Here is a 20,271-nt window from a genome sequence, read left to right as displayed (position 1 = left end):
CATCGACGCACGCATGATGGCGAATGTCGCTACACAGAAAATAAATTGCCCCTTGCGGTTACTACAGCGAGGCAATAGGCAGTGAACAAAAAATGCATCAGAAAAGAGCAACCATGAGGAGACAAACGATGAAATTCCATATTTCGGCAATCGCGCTTGCCGGCACCGCATTACTGTTGAGCGCCTGCGGCGGCGGTGGCAGCGACGCCAATGGCGGCGGCGCGGTGCAGTCCATTTCCTTCCCGTTCGCAGGCGGGGCCACCGTCGCACTCCCTCCGGAGATTGCGACCACCAAGCTGAATGCGACGGCCAGTTCCGGCGGGCCGATCACCTACACCTCGAACACGCCGTCGGTGTGTACCGTCGACGGCGCCACGCTGTCGCTGTTGAAAGCGGGCGAATGCGCGGTGACCGCGGCCCAGGCGGGCTATGCCGGCTATGCCCCGGTCTCGGAGCGTCAGCTGTTCGTGGTTCCCAAACGGCCGCAGATCGTCATCTTCCGCAACCCCGGCGCGCAGCCGCTCGATACGCAGCCGGTGGCGCTGACGGCCCAGGCCAGCACCGGCTTGCCCGTCACCTTTGCCTCAGGCACGCCGTCGGTGTGCACCGTCAGCGGCACCACGCTGAACAAGCTCGCCAATGGCTTGTGCACCGTTACCGGCACCCAGGCCGGCGATGACTTCTTTGCCACCACGTCGGTGGTCAAGAATATCCCGATCGGCACCGAAAAGGCGCCTGTGCTGACTTACGCCAGCGGTTTCAAGGATGGCTCGACCACCAAGGAGGGCGGCACGGTCAACGGTTTCGCCGGTTCGAGCGAGAATAGCTGGTGGTGCAACAACTGGTGCGCTCAGACCGCGTCGGACGATGGCAGCAGTGTCAACTTCGCCTTCAATATCAAGCTGGACAAACCCGCCAGCGGGCTCGGCGCCTACTATGGCTTGCACCTGCTGGCCCCCGGCCTGAAGGAATTGTTCAAGGCTGGCACGACGCCGGTCGGTTTGCGGATCGATTCCCAGTCGACGGTGAAGTTCAAACTCGCGCAAAACGTGGAATGGGTCAACAGCGGCAATCACACGGTCACGGTTGAGCTGGTGCTCGGCCTGTTCAACCTCAAGCCGAACAACGGCAAACTGGACGCCTGCAATGTGAAGCTGGGCGCCAAGGTCACGCCGACCGCGACCACCGCCGAGTACAGCATCGCGCTGAAGGACGTCACGGTGACGGAAGCTTGCGGCCTGACGGGCCTGGACCCCTGGTTTGCGATGCAGGATTTCCCGATCTCCCAGATCTCGTTCGGCGCCGACAGCGCGAACATCTCGGTGTCGAGCACGGGCGCGGACAAACCGACCTATACGACCCAGCTCACGCTGACCGGCCCTATCACCTTCCAGTAACACCGGACTGATATTGCCTGTCGCCGCCCGGCGTGGCGGCGGGTATCCACACGAGGAAAAATATAATGAAGAATACTGAGACTATGCTCCACCGGAAGCCCCTCCAGATGACCGCGCTGGCGTTCGCCGCCGCGCAGGTCGCTCTCCTGTGCGGTGACGCGTATGCGCAGACGGCGCCGGCCGCCGGTGATACCGCGGCGGCCAATACCGTGGTCGTGACCGGCCAGCGCCGCCAGGCGGAAACCGCCGCGCGCATCAAGCGTGAGTCCGACCAGATCGTCGATTCGGTCGTGGCCGACGAGGCCGGCAAGCTGCCGGACAAATCGATCACCGAAGTGCTGCAGCGCGTGGTCGGCGTGACCATGGACCGCAACCGTTCCCGCACCGGCGCCAACCTGGCCGCCAATGGCCTGGGCTTCGACGTGGAAGGCTCGGGCATCCAGGTGCGCGGCCTGTCGTGGGGCTCGTCCACGCTGAACGGACGCGAATCGTTCTCGGCCGGATGGCCGGGGCGCGAATTGAGCTGGGGCGATGTGCCGCCGGAACTGATGTCGGGCGTGGACGTGTACAAGAACCCGTCCGCCGACCTGATCGAAGGCGGCATCAGCGGGCAGGTCAACCTGCGCACGCGCTTGCCGTTCGACTCCAAGGGAAAAAGCGGCGCGCTGTCCATGTCGGACAACTATACCGTGCTGGGCAAGAAAAATTCGCCGGCCGTCTCCGCGCTGTATTCCAACCGCTGGCAAACCGACATGGGCGAGTTCGGCGCGCTGGTCGATGTGTCCTACAACAAGAGCTCCAACCGTTACGATTCGATCGACCAATCCGTCTACTACCCGCGCACCAACGTGGTCCCCGGCAAGACGGTGTGGGTGCCGGTCGGCACCAACTGGGGCAGCAGCACCGGCGATACCGAACGCAAGGGCTTCTATGCCGCCTTGCAGTGGAAGAAGAACGACAAGGAAACCTCGCTGACCTACTTCGATTCCGGCTTCCATTCGTTCAATGCCGGCGCCGCCATGTACACCGGTGGCGAAGATCCCTACCTGACCCAATACAGCAGCGACTCCAGGTACGACGCCAACGGCGTGTTCCAGTCGGGCACGCTGACCTATCCGACCGGTGGCAAGGGGGCCAACCAGTTCGCCGACGGCGGCCTGCGCATGGGCACCACCCGCAGCTTCAGCGATGTGCACGGCCGCACGCAGGAACTGGCCTGGAACTTCAAGTGGAAGGCCAGTGAAAGCTGGTCGTTCCAGAACGACTTGCAATGGGTGCATGCGACCAATTCCGGCAATTTCGGCATGATCAACCTCGGCACCTACGGGCCGAGCATGGGCATCGACGTTTCCGGTTCGCGGCCGGTGTTCCAGTTCGACGAAAAGACCCGCAACTTCCTGGCCAACCCCGGCAACTACTACTGGGACATCTCGCAGCCCGACATCAACAAGGCCAAGGCCGACCTGGTGGCGTGGAAGGCCGACGGCAGATATGTCTTCGACAGCCCGGTGCTGCGCGACGTGCGCTTTGGCGTGCGCCTGACGGAACGCAAGTCGACCAAATACAAGAACGCCGGCACCGGCTGGAAATCCTACTCCGAGGACTGGGGCGTGGCGACCACCAAGGTGCCGGGGCAGTTGCCGAACGTGGCCGACCTGGGCTGGCAGCGCAGCAACTTCGGCTACCTGAGCGATCCGCGCTACGCGGCCCTGGGCAGCGTCGAGACCTTCTCCTTCCCTAACTTCTTCAATGGCCGCATGGCGGCGCCGCCATCGATCGTGTTGCCGACCCAGGCCCTGATCCAGGACATTCCGGGCGCGTACAAGAAACTGTTGACCGCGCTGCGCTACAACTGCGAAGACGCCAACCGTATCAAGGGCGGCACCACCGATTGCTCGACCATGGGCAATGACTGGCTGCCTCCTGGCTACAGCGATGAAGCCAAGTACATCAGCGAGCACAGCGAGGGAACCCAGGCCCTGTTCTCCACCCTGCGTTTCGGCTTCGACAACTGGAAATTCCCGCTGGAAGGCAATGCGGGTGTGCGCGTGGTCCGGACCAATACGGTGGCCCACGGCCACACGGTGTTCAAGCCGACCTACAGCGAGACCTCACCGCCCAGCGTGCCCCAGTTCGGCCAGATCGACGAGCCGATCGACATCAAGTCCAACCACATCGACGTGATCCCCAGCCTGAACCTGAAGGTCAACATCACGGACCAGCTGCAGTCGCGTATCGCGCTGTCGCAGGGCATTTCCCGTCCAGGTTTCGACCTGATGCAGGAGTACATCACGCTGAAACAGGATGTCAAGATGAACGCCGATGGCAAGAATGTCGACCTGGTGACCTACACCGGCAAGAACGACGGCAATGCGCATTTGAAGCCGCTCAAGTCGAACAATTTCGACGTGTCGCTGGAATGGTATCCGCAGAATGGCCAGTCGCTGACCGCCGTGCTGTTCTACAAGACGGTCAGGGACATCATCATGACCGAGACGTATACCCGGACGCTCAAGGACAAGGCCGGCAGTGAACAGGACTTCACCATCACCGGACCGGCCAACGCGGCCAAGCTGTGGCTGGGCGGCATAGAACTGGCCGGGTTCACCTATCTGGACAAGATTCCTGGTTGGTCCGAGCGCCTGCCGGCGTGGGCCAAGGGCTTGGGCGTCTCCGCGAACTTCACCTACATCAAGAGCGAGCAGCAGCTGTATCACCCGTACAAATTGCCGTATTGCCCGGCCGGCAGCCTGACCACGGGTGCCGACCTGTACGGCTGCGACACCAACGGCATTCCCTACAAGGATCTGCCGGTGCCATACATGTCGAAGCGCGCCTTCAACCTGGCGTTCATGTATGACAACGGGCCGCTGTCGACCCGCCTGGCCTACAGCTGGCGCGACCGCACCTTGCTGGCGACCGGCGTCTATGGCGCGTCGGGAAACAACGGCACCAGCGCCGATCCGGTGCGTATCGCCGCCAACGGCGGCGTCGCGCCGACCGACGTCGGCTGGGGCCTGCCGGTCTGGCAAGAGGCGGTGGGGCAGTGGGATGCGGGCGTCAACTACCGCTTCAGCGAAAACATATGGGGCAGCTTCAACGTCAGCAACCTGACCAATGTGGTGACCAAGCAGACCAACCAGCAAACCCCTGGCAACATGGGGCGCTCCTGGTACGACCCAGGCCGCAGCTTCCGCCTGTCGGTCGGTTACAGCTTCTGACAAGGACCGTTTGCCTGGTTGGCAATCCTGATAAATCCAATGAGGGGACGCTTTATGCGCTTGAAAAAAAACCTGGGCTGCTTGACGGCCGGGCTGCTGATGGCGTTCGGCGCCACGGCCGAAACGTATCACTGGGACGCCGTTGCCATGGGCAGCGGCGGCTTCGTCACCGGGGTCATCCCCAGCAAGAGCGAGCGCGGCGTGGTGTTCGCGCGTACCGACGTGGGCGGCGCCTACCGCTGGGAACCTCAGACCGGGCGCTGGACCGCGCTGTCCAATTGGCTGGGCGAGAGCGACACGGGCCTGATGGGCGCGGAATCGCTGGCGATCGACCCGCGCAACGCGGCCAATGTGTACATCCTGGCCGGCACCAGTTACTTCAGCAACGGCAAGACCGTGATCATGCGCTCGAACGACTATGGGCGCCACTTCACGCTGACCGACGTGACGGCCCAGTTCAAGGCCCACGGCAACGGCATGGGGCGCCAGAACGGCGAGAAGCTGCAGGTCGATCCGGGCTCGGGCAACGTGCTGTTCGTCGGCACCCGCCGCGACGGCTTGTTCAAGAGCACCGACTCGGGCGCGACCTGGACCCGCGTGAACGGCCTCAACGTGACCAGCACCCCGAACGACAACGGCATCAGCTTCGTGCTGCTGGATCCGGCCAGCGTCACCCAGGGCACGGCCAAGCGCATCTACGTCGGCGTATCGCGCTTCGGCACGGTCGGTCCCAATCTGTATTTCAGCAAGGACGGCGGCGTCAGCTTCGCGCCGGTGGCTGGCGCTCCATCCGGCCTGATGCCGCAACGCGCGGCGATCACCGCCAAGGGCCGCCTGTACCTGACCTACGCCAATGGCGCCGGGCCGCACCAGGGCACCGGCGAACCGATGACCACCGGCCAGATGTGGGAATACAACAGCGTCGGCGGCGCCTGGACCAATATTACGCCGGCCGGCTATAGCAACGCGTTCGGCGGCATCAGCGTCGACCCGGGCAATCCCAAGCACCTGGTGGCCTCGACCATCAACACGTGGTGGACCCAGCAGCAGCAACCGGCCACCTACGGCGACCGCATCTTCACTTCGCTGGACGCCGGCCGCAGCTGGACCGACGTGGTGGGGCGCGGTATGACGGTCGACCCGAACGGCATGGAGTGGAGCCGCAGCACGGCGATCCACTGGGCCGGCTCGATCGAATTCGACCCCTTCGATCCTAAGACCGTATGGGTGGTGTCGGGCCAGGGCTTGTTCAAGACCAGCGACATCGATGCGACCACCAGCAGCTGGAAGTTCGACACGGTCGGCATGGAAGAGACCGGCGTGTACGCGGCCGAAAGCATCCCGGGCGGGCCGCTGATGACGGTGACCGGCGACGTCGACGGCTTCCTGAACAGCGCGCCCGACCAGTACGGTCCGCGCCACACGCCCAACATCGGTACCAACACCGGCATGGCGGTGGCCGCGCAAGCGCCGCACGTGCTGGCACGGGTCGGCTGGTCGCAGCTGTACGTCTCGACCAACATGGGCGCCAGCTGGCAGCCGGCGCCGTCCGTGAAGGGCGGTGGCGGCAACCTGGCGCTGTCGGCCGATGGCTTTGTGCTGCTGCATAGCCCCGACAGTTCCAGCACCAGCTATCGCTCGACCGATTTCGGCGCCAACTGGACGGCGGTGGTCGGCCTGGCCGTGAACAATGCCAACCCGGTGGCCGACAAGGTCAACCCGGCCAAGTTCTATGTCTACGACAAGGACAGCGGCCAGCTGCTGGTAAGCTCCGATGGCGGGGCTTCGTTCAGTCCGAAAGCCCGGCTGGCCGCCGGCGGTTCGACCTGGGTGCGCACCACTCCAGGCCGTGACGGCGATCTGTGGGTGTGCCTGGACTCGAAAGGTTTGAGCCACTCGACCGATTCGGGCGCCACCTTCACCAGCGTGGCCGGGATCAATGCCTGCGCCGCCATGGGCCTGGGCAAGGAAGCGCCGGGCGCCGACTATCCGACCCTGTACATGTGGGGCGCGGTGGGCAGCGCGCGCGGCATGTTGCGCTCGACCGACCAGGGCGCGCACTGGGACCGCATCAACGACGATCAGCATCAGTACGGCGGTCCGTTGTCGGGCGCCTGGGTGACGGGCGATATGAACACCTATGGTACGGTCTACATGAGCACTAATGGCCGCGGCAGCGCCTACGGCAAGATCGACCCGGACGGCGACGTGCAAGTGGTGCCGCAAGTGCCGGCGGCGCCGGGCGGCGGCAGCGCCGAGTGCAAATACGTCGTCACCAATGGCTGGTGGGGCGGCCATATGGCCGAGGTGCGCATCACCAACCAGGGCGCATCCGTGATCCATGGCTGGACCGTGAACTGGCGCTACAGCGACAACTCGTCGGTATCGAGCGCCTGGAATGGCGTAGTGACGGGCACCGCGCCGAACTTCTCGGCCACCGACGGCCAGGGTTGGAACCACGATATCTATCCAGGGCAGACCGCCACGGTCGGCATGGTGGTGGGCGGCCAGGTCGGTCCCGACTTCACCGCGATCCCGGCGGTTACCGGCGACGTTTGCAAATGAGCCGCCACAAATTCAAAGGGCATGCCATGAAAAAATCTCTGTTTGCATTGCTCGCCGGCGCCAGCCTGATGCTGGCCGGCGCCGCCCGTGCCGACGTCGTCAATTTCGATGGGCTGGCCACGGCCGGCGACTTCGCCAGCCTGGGCGACATCAGCCCGTATGCCGGTCTGAACTGGAGCACCGATTGGTACGCGGGCGACAACAGCATCGCCGGCTACGCCAATGGCGCGCATTCCGGCGCCAACTTTGCCGTCAATGGCTTTGGCGGTGACGCGGCCGGCATCAGCAGCACCACGCCGTTCAGCTTTGCCGGCGCCTGGTTCGCCGCACCCCAGGGCGTGGATGACAAGGCCGGCTGGGTCAACATCACTGCCTACGACGCGGCCGATCATGTCATCGGCAGCACCGGCAATGTCGCCATCAGCGTCAACTACCTGTGGGTGGCCGGCGGCTTCAACAATGTTTCGCGCTTGAGCGTGACGCGCGACAGCGGCTGGTATGTGATGGATGACTTCGCCGCCGCCGCCGCGCCGGTGCCGGAGCCGGGCATGCCGTTGATGCTGGGGGCCGGCTTGCTGGTGCTGGGTCTGGCCGGGCGCCGTGCGCGGCGTTGACGGTCCGCTTGATGGAGTAGGGAGGAGGGCCGTGCCATGCACGGCCCTTTTTTGCCCGGCTTACTGGGCGTCTTCCTCGATGATGGCTAGATCCCATGGCCCCAGCGTGAGGTTTTCCGCTGAAGCGATATGCCGCTTGGTCAACAAATCAATGCCGGGCTTGTGCGGATAGTGAAAGCGCATTTCCGCGCCGGAGTAGTTGAAGTAGTAGTGGACGGTGCGGTTGGCGCGGTTGGTGCCGGTGCGGGTGCGTATGGCGGGCGGCAATTGCTGGTCGGCGCCGATCAGGCCAAGTTCCTGCAGCGTCGATTGCAGCACGGCTTTCTGCAACGGGTCCGACAGCAAGGTGCCTTCGTAGATGGCCTTGCCGCTGCCGTACTGGTTGCTCGTGACGGCGGGCCAGCGGCCGAAGAAGGAATGATCGTAGTAGGCCAGCGCTTTGGCGGTGTCCAGTTGCAGGAACTCGGCCCAGTGCTGCACCTTGTTGTGCTCCGCGCCGACGTGATAGGGATCGTCCTTCAACTTCAATGGCTGGGCCAGGTTGGAGAATTCCTGGTAGTGGAAACCCAGTACTTCACGCAGCGGCCCCGGCGCCATGGTCCAGCGCACGGCGGCGTTTTCGTTGGCGAAGCCGCTCTTGAAGCTCATCACCACGTGGCCGCCTTTGCGGACATAGTCCGCGATGCGCTGCAGCAGCGCATCATCGGCCACGTACAGCGGCGGCACGATCAGCAGTTTGTAGGATGAGAAATCCTGCGTGTCCGAAAAGACGAAGTCGGCGCCCACATTCAAATCGTAAAGCGCGCGGTGCATTTGCCGTACCACCGAGCCGTAGTCGGCCTTGGTGCCACTGCCGCCCCATTGAGAGTCCTTGGCAAACGGCATGTCATTGAGGGCGTTCAGAGAATCGCGGCTCCACAGGATCGCGACATCGTTGTGCAGCTTGAGGTTGACCAGCTTGGGGCCTATCGTTTGCAGCTCGCGGCCGGTGCGGCTCATCTCGGCGTAGGCGCGGTTGGGCTCCAGATCGTGCGACAGCACGCCTTTCCAGTAGGTCTCCTGGTTGGCGTGGATGGACGCCCAGTGCCAGTATTCGACCATGTTGGCGCCATTTGCCAGATGTGTGTAGACGTCTTCGCGGAACTGGCCGTCATAAGGCGGATACTGGAAGGACGAGCTCCAGTCGGTGCTCTGGGCGTTGGTCTCGGTGACGAGGAAGTTTTTCCGTTTGAGTGAGCGGGTAAAATCGGCCTGTAGCGTTTGTTCGGCGCCGTTGTAATACTCGCGCTGGCCCCAGTGATAGATGTTGACGGCCGGGACGTCCAGCGCGCGCGCCACGTCGACCTCGTTGACGTCGCTGTGCATGGAGCCGGCGAAATCATGCGTGACGAACTGGCGCGGCGATGCGCATTCGCGTATCAGCGCCGCTTGCCAACTCAGGAAATCGGTGACGCGCATCTGGCTCCAGCGCGACCATTCCAGCTTGTAGCCGGTGCTCTGCGCGCCGTCGGGACGCGGCAGGTCTACCCAGCTGTGCAGGTTCTGGCCCCAGTAGTTCAGGAACCATGCCTGGCTGAGCTTTTCCGGGGGGCCGAATTTCTTTTCCAGGTAGTGCTGGAAGCGGATGAACACATCATCGTTGGCGGCGCCGTAGCTGCCGGTCTCGTTGTCGACCTGCCAGCCGATGACGTTGGGACTGTCCTTGTAGCGCGCGGCGATCTTGCGGATCAGGCGCTCGGCATAGAAGCGGTAGGCGGCCGAGTCGGTGTTCATGTTCTGGCGCATGCCGTAGGTGTTCTGGACGCCGTTGAATTTGCGGGCCAGGATTTCCGGATTCTGTTTGGCCATCCAGGCTGGGATGGAATAGGTCGGCGTGCCCATGATGACCTTGATGCCGGCCTTGCCCATGGCGTCGATGACGCGGTCCATCCACGCGTACTCGAAGCGGCCGTCCTCCGGTTCCCACAAGCTCCAGGTCGATTCGCCCAGGCGCACAACGTTGAAGCCGGCCGCCTTCATCATGGCCACGTCTTTATCCAGCCGCTCGTAGGGCATGTATTCGTGGTAGTAGGCTGTGCCGTAGAGGACGGTCGGCAGTTCCGGCGGCGCGGCCGGCGCCTGCGCGGCGGCGGGCGCGCACGCGGCGGCCGCGATCAGATACAACAAGGATCGTTTGAGCATTCGATATCTCCCAGTCTCGTTTTGATAATGGGAGCTATTGTGGTGACAGCGCGCGCAGCCGCACAAGTGCAAAAATCACCGGCGCGGCCAATGATTTATGCGTGTCCCTCAGGAGGCCATCTGAAGCAGGCGGTCGGCGATATTCTTGACCGCAGTTCTATTTTCCGCCGATGCGCCGACGTTGGTGAATATCGCCACGCCGCTGCGCGTGGCCGGCGCCAGGTAGACGGCGCTAAAGACGCCCGGGTCGCCGCCCCAATGGTTGGGCCGCACCTGTCCGGCCAAGGGGGATTCCATCCAGCCCAGGCCCTGGCCGCTGAGCCATTCAGGCAGTCCGGGCGGCGTTTGCATGTCCAGCATTTGCGCCATCGCTGCCGTTCCCAGCAACTCGACGCCACCGGATCTGCCGCCGTTTGCAGATGCGGCAACGAACTTCATGAAATCGCTGATCGATGAACGCAACATGCCGGCCGGCCAATCCGGAAAGCCGACCGGTTTAACGGCGACCAGTGCTCCATCGACGAGGTCGTACGGCACGGCGCTGTGCAACGATGGGGTGTCTTTGATCGTCCAGCTCGTATGATCCATAGCCAGCGGCGCAAAAATGTCCCTGCGCGTTTGTTCGCGCATATTCATCCCGCCGATGCGTCCCGCAAGATGCCCCAGCAAGCCGAAGCCCACATTGCAGTAGTCCCAGGCCGTTCCGGGGCGCGCAGTGGAAAAACATTTCGCGCCCGAGTAGTTGGCTCCGTGGGGCGTGAGATATTGTTTGAGGAAGTCAGGGAGGGCGAGCTTGGCATCATGGCCGTGATCGCGGAAATCGATCTTGTAGTACCGCGCGTCGGAAATGCTTGATGTATGTGTCAGCAGCTGTCGGAAGGTGATTGCCGTATCGCGAAAGCGTGGATTCACAACGGGGAAGTCCAGATGACGTGAGATGGGCTCATCCAACGCCAGCTTGCCACGTTCCGCCAACCGCATGATCATGGTGGCGGTGACGGTCTTGGTGACGGAGGCAATGTGGAACATCGTATCGGCAGTCACAGCCCTGCGTTGGGCGATATCGGCCAGGCCGTAACCTTGGGCGTAACGCACAAGCCCATCGCGGGCGTAACCGACGGCCAGACCCGGGATGTTGGCCGTGCGCATTTCGTTTTGGATAAACGACGCCAGATCCGGGGAGGGCGAGGCAAGTTCGCCCGCCAGTGTGGCCTGCGGCAGCAGGAGCGCAGACAATCCCGCGCCAAGAAAGGCGCGCCGGGACAGCGGGAATACAGAGACGGGGGCATGGTTGGGCATGTTGTCGCTTTCTCTCTATGCTGATGTGCTAGTATGTGTAGGTGCCTACGTAAATGTCAACCAAAAATACCATGAGCAAGCAAGATTATTCGCGCGTTGCCGGCGGGGCGGCTATCGGCGCCAGACTGCGTCGTTTGTCGGAAAGCCTCGATGGCGACTCGGCGAGGGTGTACGCCGCCCTGGGAATCTCGTTCGAGCAGCGCTGGTTTGGGGTGCTGAATCAATTGGCCATCAACGGTGCTGCCACGGTGGGGGAACTGGCGGCGACGTTGAGAATCACGCATGCTTCCGTGAGCCAGACACGGCAATCGCTTGAGAAAGCCGGGATCGTGACATCGCAGACCGACCCCGGGGACGCCCGCAAGAAAAAGATCATGCTCACCGCCGCAGGCAAGAGACTGGTCGCAAAACTGCAGCCGATCTGGATGGCGTTTGATGCGGCAGCGCTTGAGTTGAACGCCGAGGCGGGCAATGTCGTGGCGTCGCTGAACAAGCTCGATGACGCGCTGGAACGGCAATCCATCTTCGACCGCATCATGAATCGGATAGGCTGATTCCAGGCGTAATCTTCATTTGCTATGAGATGCTGCTGCGGCGGACGGCGCCGCGCTTTTTCACTCGGCGCCAGCCCAGGACCAGCCCGGTCGCGCTCAATAACGCCCCCAGTGCGCAGAGCGACGCCACCATGACATCCCACACCGGGCGCACACGCACTGCTGCAGCAAAGTCCAATTGGTGCAAGCCGTTGAACAGCCAACGGTTCCATTTGCTGTTGCGGTCCGCGTGGCCGACCAATTTCCCCTGCGCCGGATCAGCGTAGAAAGTGGTCTGATCCGCCGACTGGAACTGCACGCGCAGCACCGGGAGTACCCGCTCCGCATGGTGGCTGTAGTAATAGCTGTCGTCGCTGGTGATCATTTCCGCGGCGAGCAGCGGCGTTTCCGGCCGGGTGGCGCGCACGGCATGCAGTAGCACCTGATGAGGAATCGCTGGCACCACGGCGCCGCTGTCGGCATCGAGCAGGCGGCGCTGGCGACGATCAAGTGCACTGAAATACAGCTTGCCATCGACTCGCCGCCACTCCAGTTCCAGCAAATCCGTGTGCTCGCTGGCGACGCGCGCGGGCGCCACGGACAGGTCATCGCGCGTCAGCGGGCCGCCGGCGAACGCCAGCCGGTCTTGCGTCGTCACGCCCGGCGAAGCGAGCCAGTCGAACGGCGTGACCGAAAGCCAGCCGCTGAATAACCATGTCAGCGTCAACGTTCCCGCGCCGAGGCCGAGCCAATGGTGCCAAGCCTGCCAGCCGCGATACGGTGAAAGTCGGCCGCCGGCATACGGCCTACGCACGCGCAAACGCTGGACGCCCAACACCATGCCCAGCATGACCAGCACCAAGGCCGCGCCGGAAGTCCACATCACTACTTGCCGCCACGGCTGGCCATGAGTGCGCAATGGCGTGAAATAGATCCAGTGGATCACCGAGCCAGCCCAGTTCCACGCCCGCTCACTGCGCGTCGTGTCGCGCACCAGTTCGCCGGTGCGGCCGGAGACATAGAGCACACTGCCCGCCGCGTCGTCAGCCTCGACCCGGTACAGGGGGCGATGCGCCTGGACGGCGCCAAAAGTCCATTGGTCCTGATCGACGGTGTCGACCGCCAGTGTCCTGGCGCCGGGCGCGGCGCTGGCGGCGGCCGACCTGGCGATGTCGTCCGTTACCTGCAGCGTTGCGCCGGTGTCGGCCCAGACCGAGCGCCAGCGACCGTCGGCCATGAAGTGGTAGGCCGGCCGGCCCGCCACCGTATTGAGCTTGACGGCGCTGGGCATGCCTGGCCGGCCGGCGGCCTGCCAGGCGTCCCACGCGTTGACCTGGACCTGGGCGACGTCGAGCGGCGCCAGCCATGCCATACGTTCCTGTTCGGTCAACGCAGGGTAGGGGACATACATCATGACGACGCCCGAACCGAACCACAGCAACACCAGCAAGCCGATGCCGATGCCGAGCCAGCGATGCAGCAGGTGCAACTGCCGCTTCCAGGAACCCAGGGCGCTTCCCATCAGTAGCGCCATTGCACCGTCAGTTCGCCGTGACGGCGATCACCCAGCAGGTATTGGCTATCGCTGTACGACGTGCTGGCGTACAGCCTGTTGCTCAGATTGCGCAGGTTCAGTTGCACCACTACGTTGCGGCTGACGCTCCAGCCCAGCGTGGCGTCCATGGTGGTATAGGCCGGCAATACCTGCGAGTTGGCGTTGTCGATGAAACGCTCGCCGACGTAGCGTGCGCCGAGTGCCGCGCGCCAGGCGCCGGCGCGGTGGTTGAGCCACAGATTGGCCGAGATCTTCGGCACGTCGGACGGACGGTTGCCGGCGCGCGAGACGTTGCCGCCTTCAATCAACTGATCGAACTGAGCATCAGTGTAGGCCGCGTTCGCTTCCAGGCGCCATGCCTGCGCCAGGCTGACGCTGGCGCTGAGCTCGGCACCACGCGACGATTGCGACCCGCCCTGGATCGACAGCGCGGGGTTGGATGGATCGCGGGTGACGATGTCGTCCTTGCGGATGCGGTACAGCGCCGCCGTCCACTCCGCTTTGCCATTGGCCAGCGACTGCTTGACGCCGGTTTCGACCTGGCGAGAGCTGGTCAGCTTGTAGCGGCTGTTGGCCAGGTTCAGCGACAACAGGCTGGTGACCGGATCGCTGCCGCTGCTGACCTGGCCGTACAGCGAAGTATCGGCGGCCAGCTTCCATGTCAGGCCCAGACGCGCCGCGTTCGCGTTCAGGCGCGACGTGAAGCCGGCTGCGCCCAGCAGGCTGATGCGCTCCACCTGATAGCGGTCGTGACGCACGCCAGCCAGCAACAGCCAGTTGTCGTTGATGCTGTAGGCATCCTCGGCATACAGTGCGCTGGTACGTGTATGGGTTCTGAAGTTTGGCCGCAGCGGGTCCGGGCTATCGAACACGCCCGGATTGAAGCCGGTGGGCGCCACCGCGGAGGAGCCGCGGTAAGGCGAGTTATTGTTATGCTGGAAGTTGATGCCTGCCGCTTCCCAGCCAGCCACGACGCGGTTGGCGCCGGCGTTCCAGCGCGCCTCCAGGCGGTTGCCGGTCTGCTCCTGAGCGTGCTGGATGGCGATGTAGTCGCTGCGCTCCACCAACTTGGCTTGCGCATCGTAGGAATAGGACTCGGCGTTGCGCCAGTTGCGGTGCGCCTTCATGTAGGCCAGTTCGTTACTGATCGTCAGCGCCGGCGTCACGCGCCAGCTCAGGCGCGCCACCGCCTTGTCGTCGGTGAAGGCGATGTCGGCGTCGGCAACGTCGTAGTTCTGGCCGCGCAGCTCGCCCGCGAGGCGGCCGTTCACCAGCGGTGTGCCGAAATAGCGCTGAGGTTTCTGTTCCAGGTGGTCGAGCGACAGGTCGATGTCGAGGTCGGGCGTCAGCGCATACGTGAAGCTGCTCAGGATCTTGCCGTGGCGGGAGTCGCCGCGGTCGATGAAACCATCGCTGCGATCGGCGTAGGCATCGACGCGAAAAGCGCCGTGCTCGCCGATGGCGCCGGTGCCGCCAACACCGCCGCGCAGCGCCTTGCCGTCGCCGACGCCGGCCATCGCTTCGAACGACGATATCCGTTGCGGCGCCTTGCGCACGGCATTGATGGTGGCGCCGGTGGTGCCGCTGCCATACACGATCGAGCCGGGACCGCGCAGCACTTCGATGTATTCATAGCCCCAGGGATCGGCCGGATAGGTAGCGGTGCCCGAGCCGACTTGCGGACGTTGGCCGTTTTCCAGCAGCGCGATGGCGCCGTTGCCGCTGAAGCCGCGCGCCGAATAGGCCACGCCGTTGCCGGGCGAGCTGATGTCGGTCAGGCCGGTGGTGCGAGTGACTGCATCCTTGACCAGTAGATCGCCGCGCGCTTGCATGGTGTCGGCGCTGAGCGCATCGAGGCTGGCGGGCAGTTCCATGGCGGTCAGGTTCAAGCGGCTGGCCGTGGCGTTCGGACGCGTCAGTCCCAGTCCCTCGTGCGACGCCGCCGCTTGCACGGTCACGGTCGGCATGGATACGGTCTGCTCGGCCAGCGCGGCGTTGGCGCACAGCAGTGCGACAGCGGTAACGATAGGGCGCAGGGAAGTGGAAAGGGCTGGGCTGGGTAGGAACATGGAAGCATCTCAGTGGTAAGTGATACGCTGAGCGCTCGCACATGGGCCGACGCGGCGCCGCGCGCGGAGTGCGAACGGAAACGCGCACAGTCCAGGTGTGCGATTGCTCAAGCGATAAAAGGAAAAACGACGAACATATCTCTGGCGCAGCCACACCCCGGGCTTTGCCATGCATCGTGACTGGCCGGTCTTCTGGCTCGCCGTCATCCTTCCCCGATCCTGCCTTCCCGTGCGCTGCACAGTGGCGGTTGATCAGGGTCGTCAGGCTCACAGCAGCGGGGGCTGCGCCGGACTGGCGCGAAATGAAAATCTCGCGCGTCACCGGCTTCCCGTTTCACCCTCCGGCCGATAGGCAGGAGGACACCATTCACGTATTGGCGCGCATTTTACATGCAAATTGGGGATTTGGTGTAATCATCATGCGGGAGCCAGTAAGCTGCTTCCGGGGGCGTTAGCGCTGGCCTCGTCGATCAGCCGGCAGCGCCCCTCTTTAACGAAGAAGAACTCATTCTAGCTGAACGATGCGAGGCAACGGGCCTTGTTGCGCCGGCGCGGGGCCGGCGACAAGTGGATGCCGATCACCCTGCCGAGCGCTCCACCGCCGATGGCAGGGCAGACATGCCGCCATCCAGCTCCAGCATCCGCCGTACTTGTTGCTGCCAGTCGTGTCCTGCCAGGTCAACGATGACAGGGGTAGCGGAGGTACCTTGCACTTCGCTCACACAGGCCAGTAGATTGCTCTGCGCGGACTGTGGCAAGGGGCAGCACACGTAGCAGACCGCTGGCGCCTTGAACCGCTCGTGCGTCACCTGGTTGCTGGTCACGACATGGATGGCGGGCCTGCCGTGCTTGTCGGAACGATAGCGCTGCCATTCCCGCTGGCCCGCCTTGGTGGCGGCGTTGACGACATATCCCTGGGTAGCGAGCTGTCCTTCGAGTTCGGCGCTGACACCTTTGGCGCAAGGAATGCTGGGTACGATCACCAGCACCAGCGCCTCCGACGGGTCACGGTGCCGCAGCAAGTCACGTAAAATAAAGCTTGCCAGCGTGCTCATCAGTATGTGGTCCAGATTGCCCCGCCGCAGAAACGCGACCGGCTCAGCGGGGCGTTCAAAGCGTATGTCGGGCCTGGAGCGAAGTTTTTTCGCCGTGTTGATCTGCTGGCCGAATTCTTTCAATGCCCCCAAAGGAGAAGCCGCAAACACAATCGACGTGCTGGTGGGGAACTTTTCCATCAAGCGGATCGACGGTGCGCGCATATTGTAATAGACCACAATACAGGTGGCCTCGCACACCTTCAGCAATTCCAGTTGTCGAGCTGTCGCGATCAGTACGCTTGAAGCGCTATCGCCGTTCAGCACGCGTTCCAGCTGCTTGACGGAATCCGCTGCAATGACCCGCGACAATGGACCACGCACCAACGTTTGCCGGAGCTTATCGGCGAGGCCAGCCTGGTCGATGACGACAATGTAGTGCGCCGACCTTAGCACCTGGTGACAGCGTTCCAGATACCCCCTCAAGATCGAGGCTGAGCCTGTGCCGGCGGTTTGCACCAGGATTCCCGCCTTGCGATTGCCACCATCCAGCGCCTTCCAGGTTGCGGAGAGCGCTGCCTCGATCAGCTCGTGCTGATCGCCACCCAGCGGCATCGGAGTTTCGCTGTCCGCTTCGGCGACCGTGCTGGCGGTTGCTCCGACCTGTGCTAACAGCCGCTTCGGCACACCGCCCGAGGCATCGATCAGCTCGTGCAGCGGGCCGGGCATGATGCGCCGATGCGGCGTCGCCGCGTGGAGTAATTCCACTGCATCGTGTTCTGACAGCGGCCCCAAAGCCAGGTGCTGGCGCACCGATGGCGGCGCTGGCAAGCGCGACAGCAATAGTACAGGCCAGGTTTCCAGTTCGTGCAGGAAGGCCTCGATGGCCGCTGCCTGCTCGGGGGTATTGATGTTATCGATGACCAGCAGGATGCGGCGCTCTTGCAGATCCTCACGCAAGTCCCGGTAGAACACATCTGGCGGATAGTATTTTCCCGTGGCGCGCATCAATTCCCGGCGCAAATCGCCGCCGGCGGCAGCGTCCAGCCACGCGATCGCCCGGTCCTGCCGATGGATGGCATACTCAAACACCATTGCCGTCTTGCCCATCCCTTCCTGACCGCTGATCCAGAAGGGCAGGCCCGCCTGCACTGCGGAGTCCAGCGCGCTCATTTCCGCCTGCCGTCCGACAAACGGCGCCTGCAATGGCGCTGGCTGCCGTGGCCCGCTGAGGGGATAGGGATGACCCTGTTCATCCCAATACGCGGCGGCCCGGGATTCCCAGCGCCCCTGCACGTCCGACCAGACGCGCTGCCAGCAGCGGCTGGGCAACGCCTGCGACGGCATGACCATGAAGTCCAGCAGCTGCAGGTCGCCGCCGACGCGCGAGCGGCTGGCGGTGCCGCTCACACGGCTGAACAACATGGATGAACCGTCCGCCATGGACCAGCCGCCCTCGTCGTTAGTGCGATCGTGGCTGTGCAGCACCAGGTGCACGCCGCTCTCCCGCAGCAGCCGTTCGATCCGTTCCCGCTGCGGCATAACGGACAGCGGCATGTGGCTGAGCACGATGCTGATGCAGGCGCGGCTGTCGCGACGGCCTTGCTCCAGCAACTCCCGCAGCTGCTCGATGGCGGCGTCTTGGCCGGCGCGATTCAACATGCGCCATGAGCTGCCCCATTCCAGCACCCGGACGGGCACGAAACCGTGGTCCGCCTGGACCGTGCAGTCCGCGTAGGGGGCGTTGGCGTCGTCATAGTGGCGGCCCAGGTAGCTGGCGGCCCAGCGGCGGTAGTTGCTGGTTTTCGCCAGCAGTTCCTTGCTATGGGCGCTGTACAGCGGGGTGAACTGCTGCACCGCCATGTCGTGGTTGCCGGGGATGGTGTACAGGCTGGCGCGCGTCAAGCCTAGCACCGACAGGGTGCGGTCGAGGAAGAGCGACAGCTGTTCGAAGTGTTCGGGCTCGCCATTCCACGTCAGGTCGCCCGAGATGCACACCATGTCAACGCCGCCATGGATTCTCAGCGTGCGCAGGTTCTCGTGCCATGCGGCGCCGAATTCCTTGCGCTCGTGCCAAGCCTGGCGCTGTTCCTCACCCGCGTGCAGGTCGGACAGGTGCAGGATGCGCAGGTTGCCGCTTGCCAGCGGCGCCGTCACAGCAGTGGTCGCGGACTGGACGCTGGCCTCGGCCGTCATCGACGCCGTGACCTGGATCGTCGCCTCCGCTGGTACGATGCGGCCCAGCGCGGGCAGTGACACCTGCGCGAACGGCAGACTCCATTCGCAGAGCATCGGGTGACCGTCCGGCGTGGGGAAGCTTGCCTCCAGCGTGGCGCCGCCGCCCTGCTGTGCGGCGATCAGCTTGCCAACCGTGCGCAGCTGGTCCTCGATCCGCTGGCCTTCGCTCAGCCGCAGGGCGCCGGCCAGTTCCTGCCGAAGGCCTGGGCGGAAGCGGTACTGGCGCTCGTCACGAGGCACGTCCGCCGGGCCACTGTGTTCCAGCAGGCCACCAACGAAAAATTCCGCCAGCACGTCGGTGCCGGTGGACGGGAGCATGGCGCGTTGCACCAGGCGCATGACCGGCACCGTCAGCGGATCGATGGCAGACAGGAACACGGCCAGGTCGTAGGCCTGTGCCGACACCATGTGCTGGAAGCTGGCGATGTGCCGCGCGGGATCGACGGCCGCCGGCGCCTCGGCGGCACTGGCGGCAGCGGCAGTCGTCTCGGTGTCGGGAGCCGGGAGCGGGGCGGGCAGCAGCCAGCCGGGTACGCGCGCGCCACCCTGCGCATGCATGGCGCGCGCCCAGTGCGCGGTGTCGGCCAGATCCAGGCTCAGCGCCGGCAGGCGCAGTGCGTTGGCCGCGCCCGCGTCGTCCAGCCACCACGGCACGTCGGCCGCCATGGCGGCATTCGGCTGGCCGGGCCAGCTGGCCTGCAGTTCGATGCCGGGAGCGCCCAGCGCCGTGTAGCGCCAGGCATGCCGGGGCAGCAGTTGCAAGATGCTCACCGGGCTGGCGGCCGCCAAACGGGTCAACAGGCCGTGCAGCCGGCCGTCGCGCCAGCGGACGCTGGTGCCGTCCGTGGCAAACACGATCAACTGACGCGCACCGCCCTGACGCAATACCGCCAGCGGGTGGCGCGTGCCCGATCCGATGGCTACCAGGTGTGGCGTCGAGCCGACCGCCAGGCGATACGCCGCCACGCTGCGCATGCCGCTATGGTTGTGGAAGTTTTGTGCGAGCTGCGCCAGCGCCTCGTGCCACAGGTCGACGGACGGCGAGTCTTCCACCAGCAGGGTGACGTTGAACCAGCGCTCCCGTGCGCTCCGGCGGACCGGTATCCAGACTCCCGTCTCCACCGCCTGCGTGGCGGTGGCTTCCTCGTCCAGCGCGCCCGCGCCCGGGGTGACCAGGCGGCGCATGAATGGATGCAGGGCGCGGCGGTAGCCGGTGGGCGCGGCTAGCGGCGCCACGCCGGGAACGCGCAGCGTATTGCCGCGCACGGTGCCAGTGGTGACGGCCGCGTGCAGGGCCGTCTGTGCCCCTTCCAGCGCCGCTGCAGCGGGCGTGGCCGGTGCCGCCGTGGCAGGCGTCTCAGCCCGGTCGGGCGCATGCTGCCGGGGCGCGGGTGTGCTTGCCGGCGCGGGGCGCTCCGGCACGGCCCTGGCATCATCGCCGGCCGGACCATCCTGCGCACGACACGCGTCCATGCGGCTGGCCAGAAGCACGATGTCCTGCAGCTCGCGCGAGGTGAAGGCGAGGCCGGCTTGGAGCAGGGCATCGAGCAGGGTAGCGATCATGC

General features: G+C 64.5%; 10 protein-coding genes and 1 riboswitch. Of the genes, 5 read left to right on the top strand and 5 right to left on the bottom strand.

Going from position 1 to position 20,271, the window contains the following annotated elements; translation table 11 throughout:
• The first annotated feature begins 128 nt into the window (after positions 1-128).
• From GEV01_RS03005 to GEV01_RS02990, 4 genes are all read left to right on the top strand, one after another.
• Positions 129-1,397: a hypothetical protein gene (locus GEV01_RS03005; RefSeq protein ID WP_152801556.1), complete on the top strand. Its 1,269-nt coding sequence runs from the start codon at positions 129-131 to the stop codon at positions 1,395-1,397.
• A gap of 83 nt (positions 1,398-1,480) precedes the next feature.
• Entirely contained in the window at positions 1,481-4,618 is a 3,138-nt protein-coding gene (locus GEV01_RS03000) for a TonB-dependent receptor (RefSeq protein ID WP_217428331.1), read from the top strand.
• A gap of 54 nt (positions 4,619-4,672) precedes the next feature.
• Positions 4,673-7,183: a cellulose binding domain-containing protein gene (locus GEV01_RS02995; protein ID WP_175022895.1), complete on the top strand. Its 2,511-nt coding sequence runs from the start codon at positions 4,673-4,675 to the stop codon at positions 7,181-7,183.
• Between the two features lie 26 nt (positions 7,184-7,209).
• A complete protein-coding gene (locus GEV01_RS02990) occupies positions 7,210-7,797 on the top strand; it encodes a hypothetical protein (RefSeq protein WP_152801550.1) in 588 nt (195 codons plus the stop codon).
• Positions 7,798-7,857: 60 nt separating this feature from the next.
• Here GEV01_RS02990 and GEV01_RS02985 read toward each other — a convergent pair whose 3' ends face one another.
• Both GEV01_RS02985 and GEV01_RS02980 read right to left on the bottom strand, forming a co-directional pair.
• Positions 7,858-9,978, bottom strand: coding sequence for a beta-galactosidase (locus GEV01_RS02985; RefSeq protein WP_152801548.1), 2,121 nt, complete (start codon positions 9,976-9,978; stop codon positions 7,858-7,860).
• Positions 9,979-10,086: 108 nt separating this feature from the next.
• The gene (locus GEV01_RS02980; RefSeq protein ID WP_152801546.1) at positions 10,087-11,277 is read right to left on the bottom strand and encodes a serine hydrolase domain-containing protein; all 1,191 of its coding nucleotides are present in this window, start codon (positions 11,275-11,277) and stop codon (positions 10,087-10,089) included.
• Between the two features lie 71 nt (positions 11,278-11,348).
• Here GEV01_RS02980 and GEV01_RS02975 point away from each other — a divergent pair, with 71 nt between their 5' ends.
• A complete protein-coding gene (locus GEV01_RS02975; protein WP_152801544.1) occupies positions 11,349-11,831 on the top strand; it encodes a MarR family winged helix-turn-helix transcriptional regulator in 483 nt (160 codons plus the stop codon).
• A gap of 22 nt (positions 11,832-11,853) precedes the next feature.
• Here the strand turns inward: GEV01_RS02975 and GEV01_RS02970 are convergent, their stop codons facing one another.
• From GEV01_RS02970 to GEV01_RS02960, 3 genes are all read right to left on the bottom strand, one after another.
• Positions 11,854-13,332: a PepSY domain-containing protein gene (locus GEV01_RS02970; RefSeq protein ID WP_175022893.1), complete on the bottom strand. Its 1,479-nt coding sequence runs from the start codon at positions 13,330-13,332 to the stop codon at positions 11,854-11,856.
• Positions 13,332-15,434, bottom strand: a complete 2,103-nt coding sequence (locus GEV01_RS02965) for a TonB-dependent receptor (RefSeq protein WP_152801540.1) — start codon at positions 15,432-15,434, stop codon at positions 13,332-13,334. The genes GEV01_RS02970 and GEV01_RS02965 overlap by 1 nt, the downstream gene beginning before the upstream one ends.
• Positions 15,435-15,599: 165 nt before the next feature.
• Positions 15,600-15,817, bottom strand: a riboswitch (cobalamin riboswitch).
• 195 nt (positions 15,818-16,012) lie between these two features.
• A complete protein-coding gene (locus tag GEV01_RS02960; protein WP_152801538.1) occupies positions 16,013-20,269 on the bottom strand; it encodes a metallophosphoesterase in 4,257 nt (1,418 codons plus the stop codon).
• Positions 20,270-20,271 lie beyond the last annotated feature (2 nt).

This window comes from Rugamonas rivuli (assembly GCF_009380165.1).
GTDB classification, from domain to species: Bacteria; Pseudomonadota; Gammaproteobacteria; order Burkholderiales; family Burkholderiaceae_D; genus Rugamonas; species Rugamonas rivuli.
The sequence above is the reverse complement of the archived record's forward strand: the minus strand, read 5'-3'. Positions and strand labels throughout refer to the sequence as shown.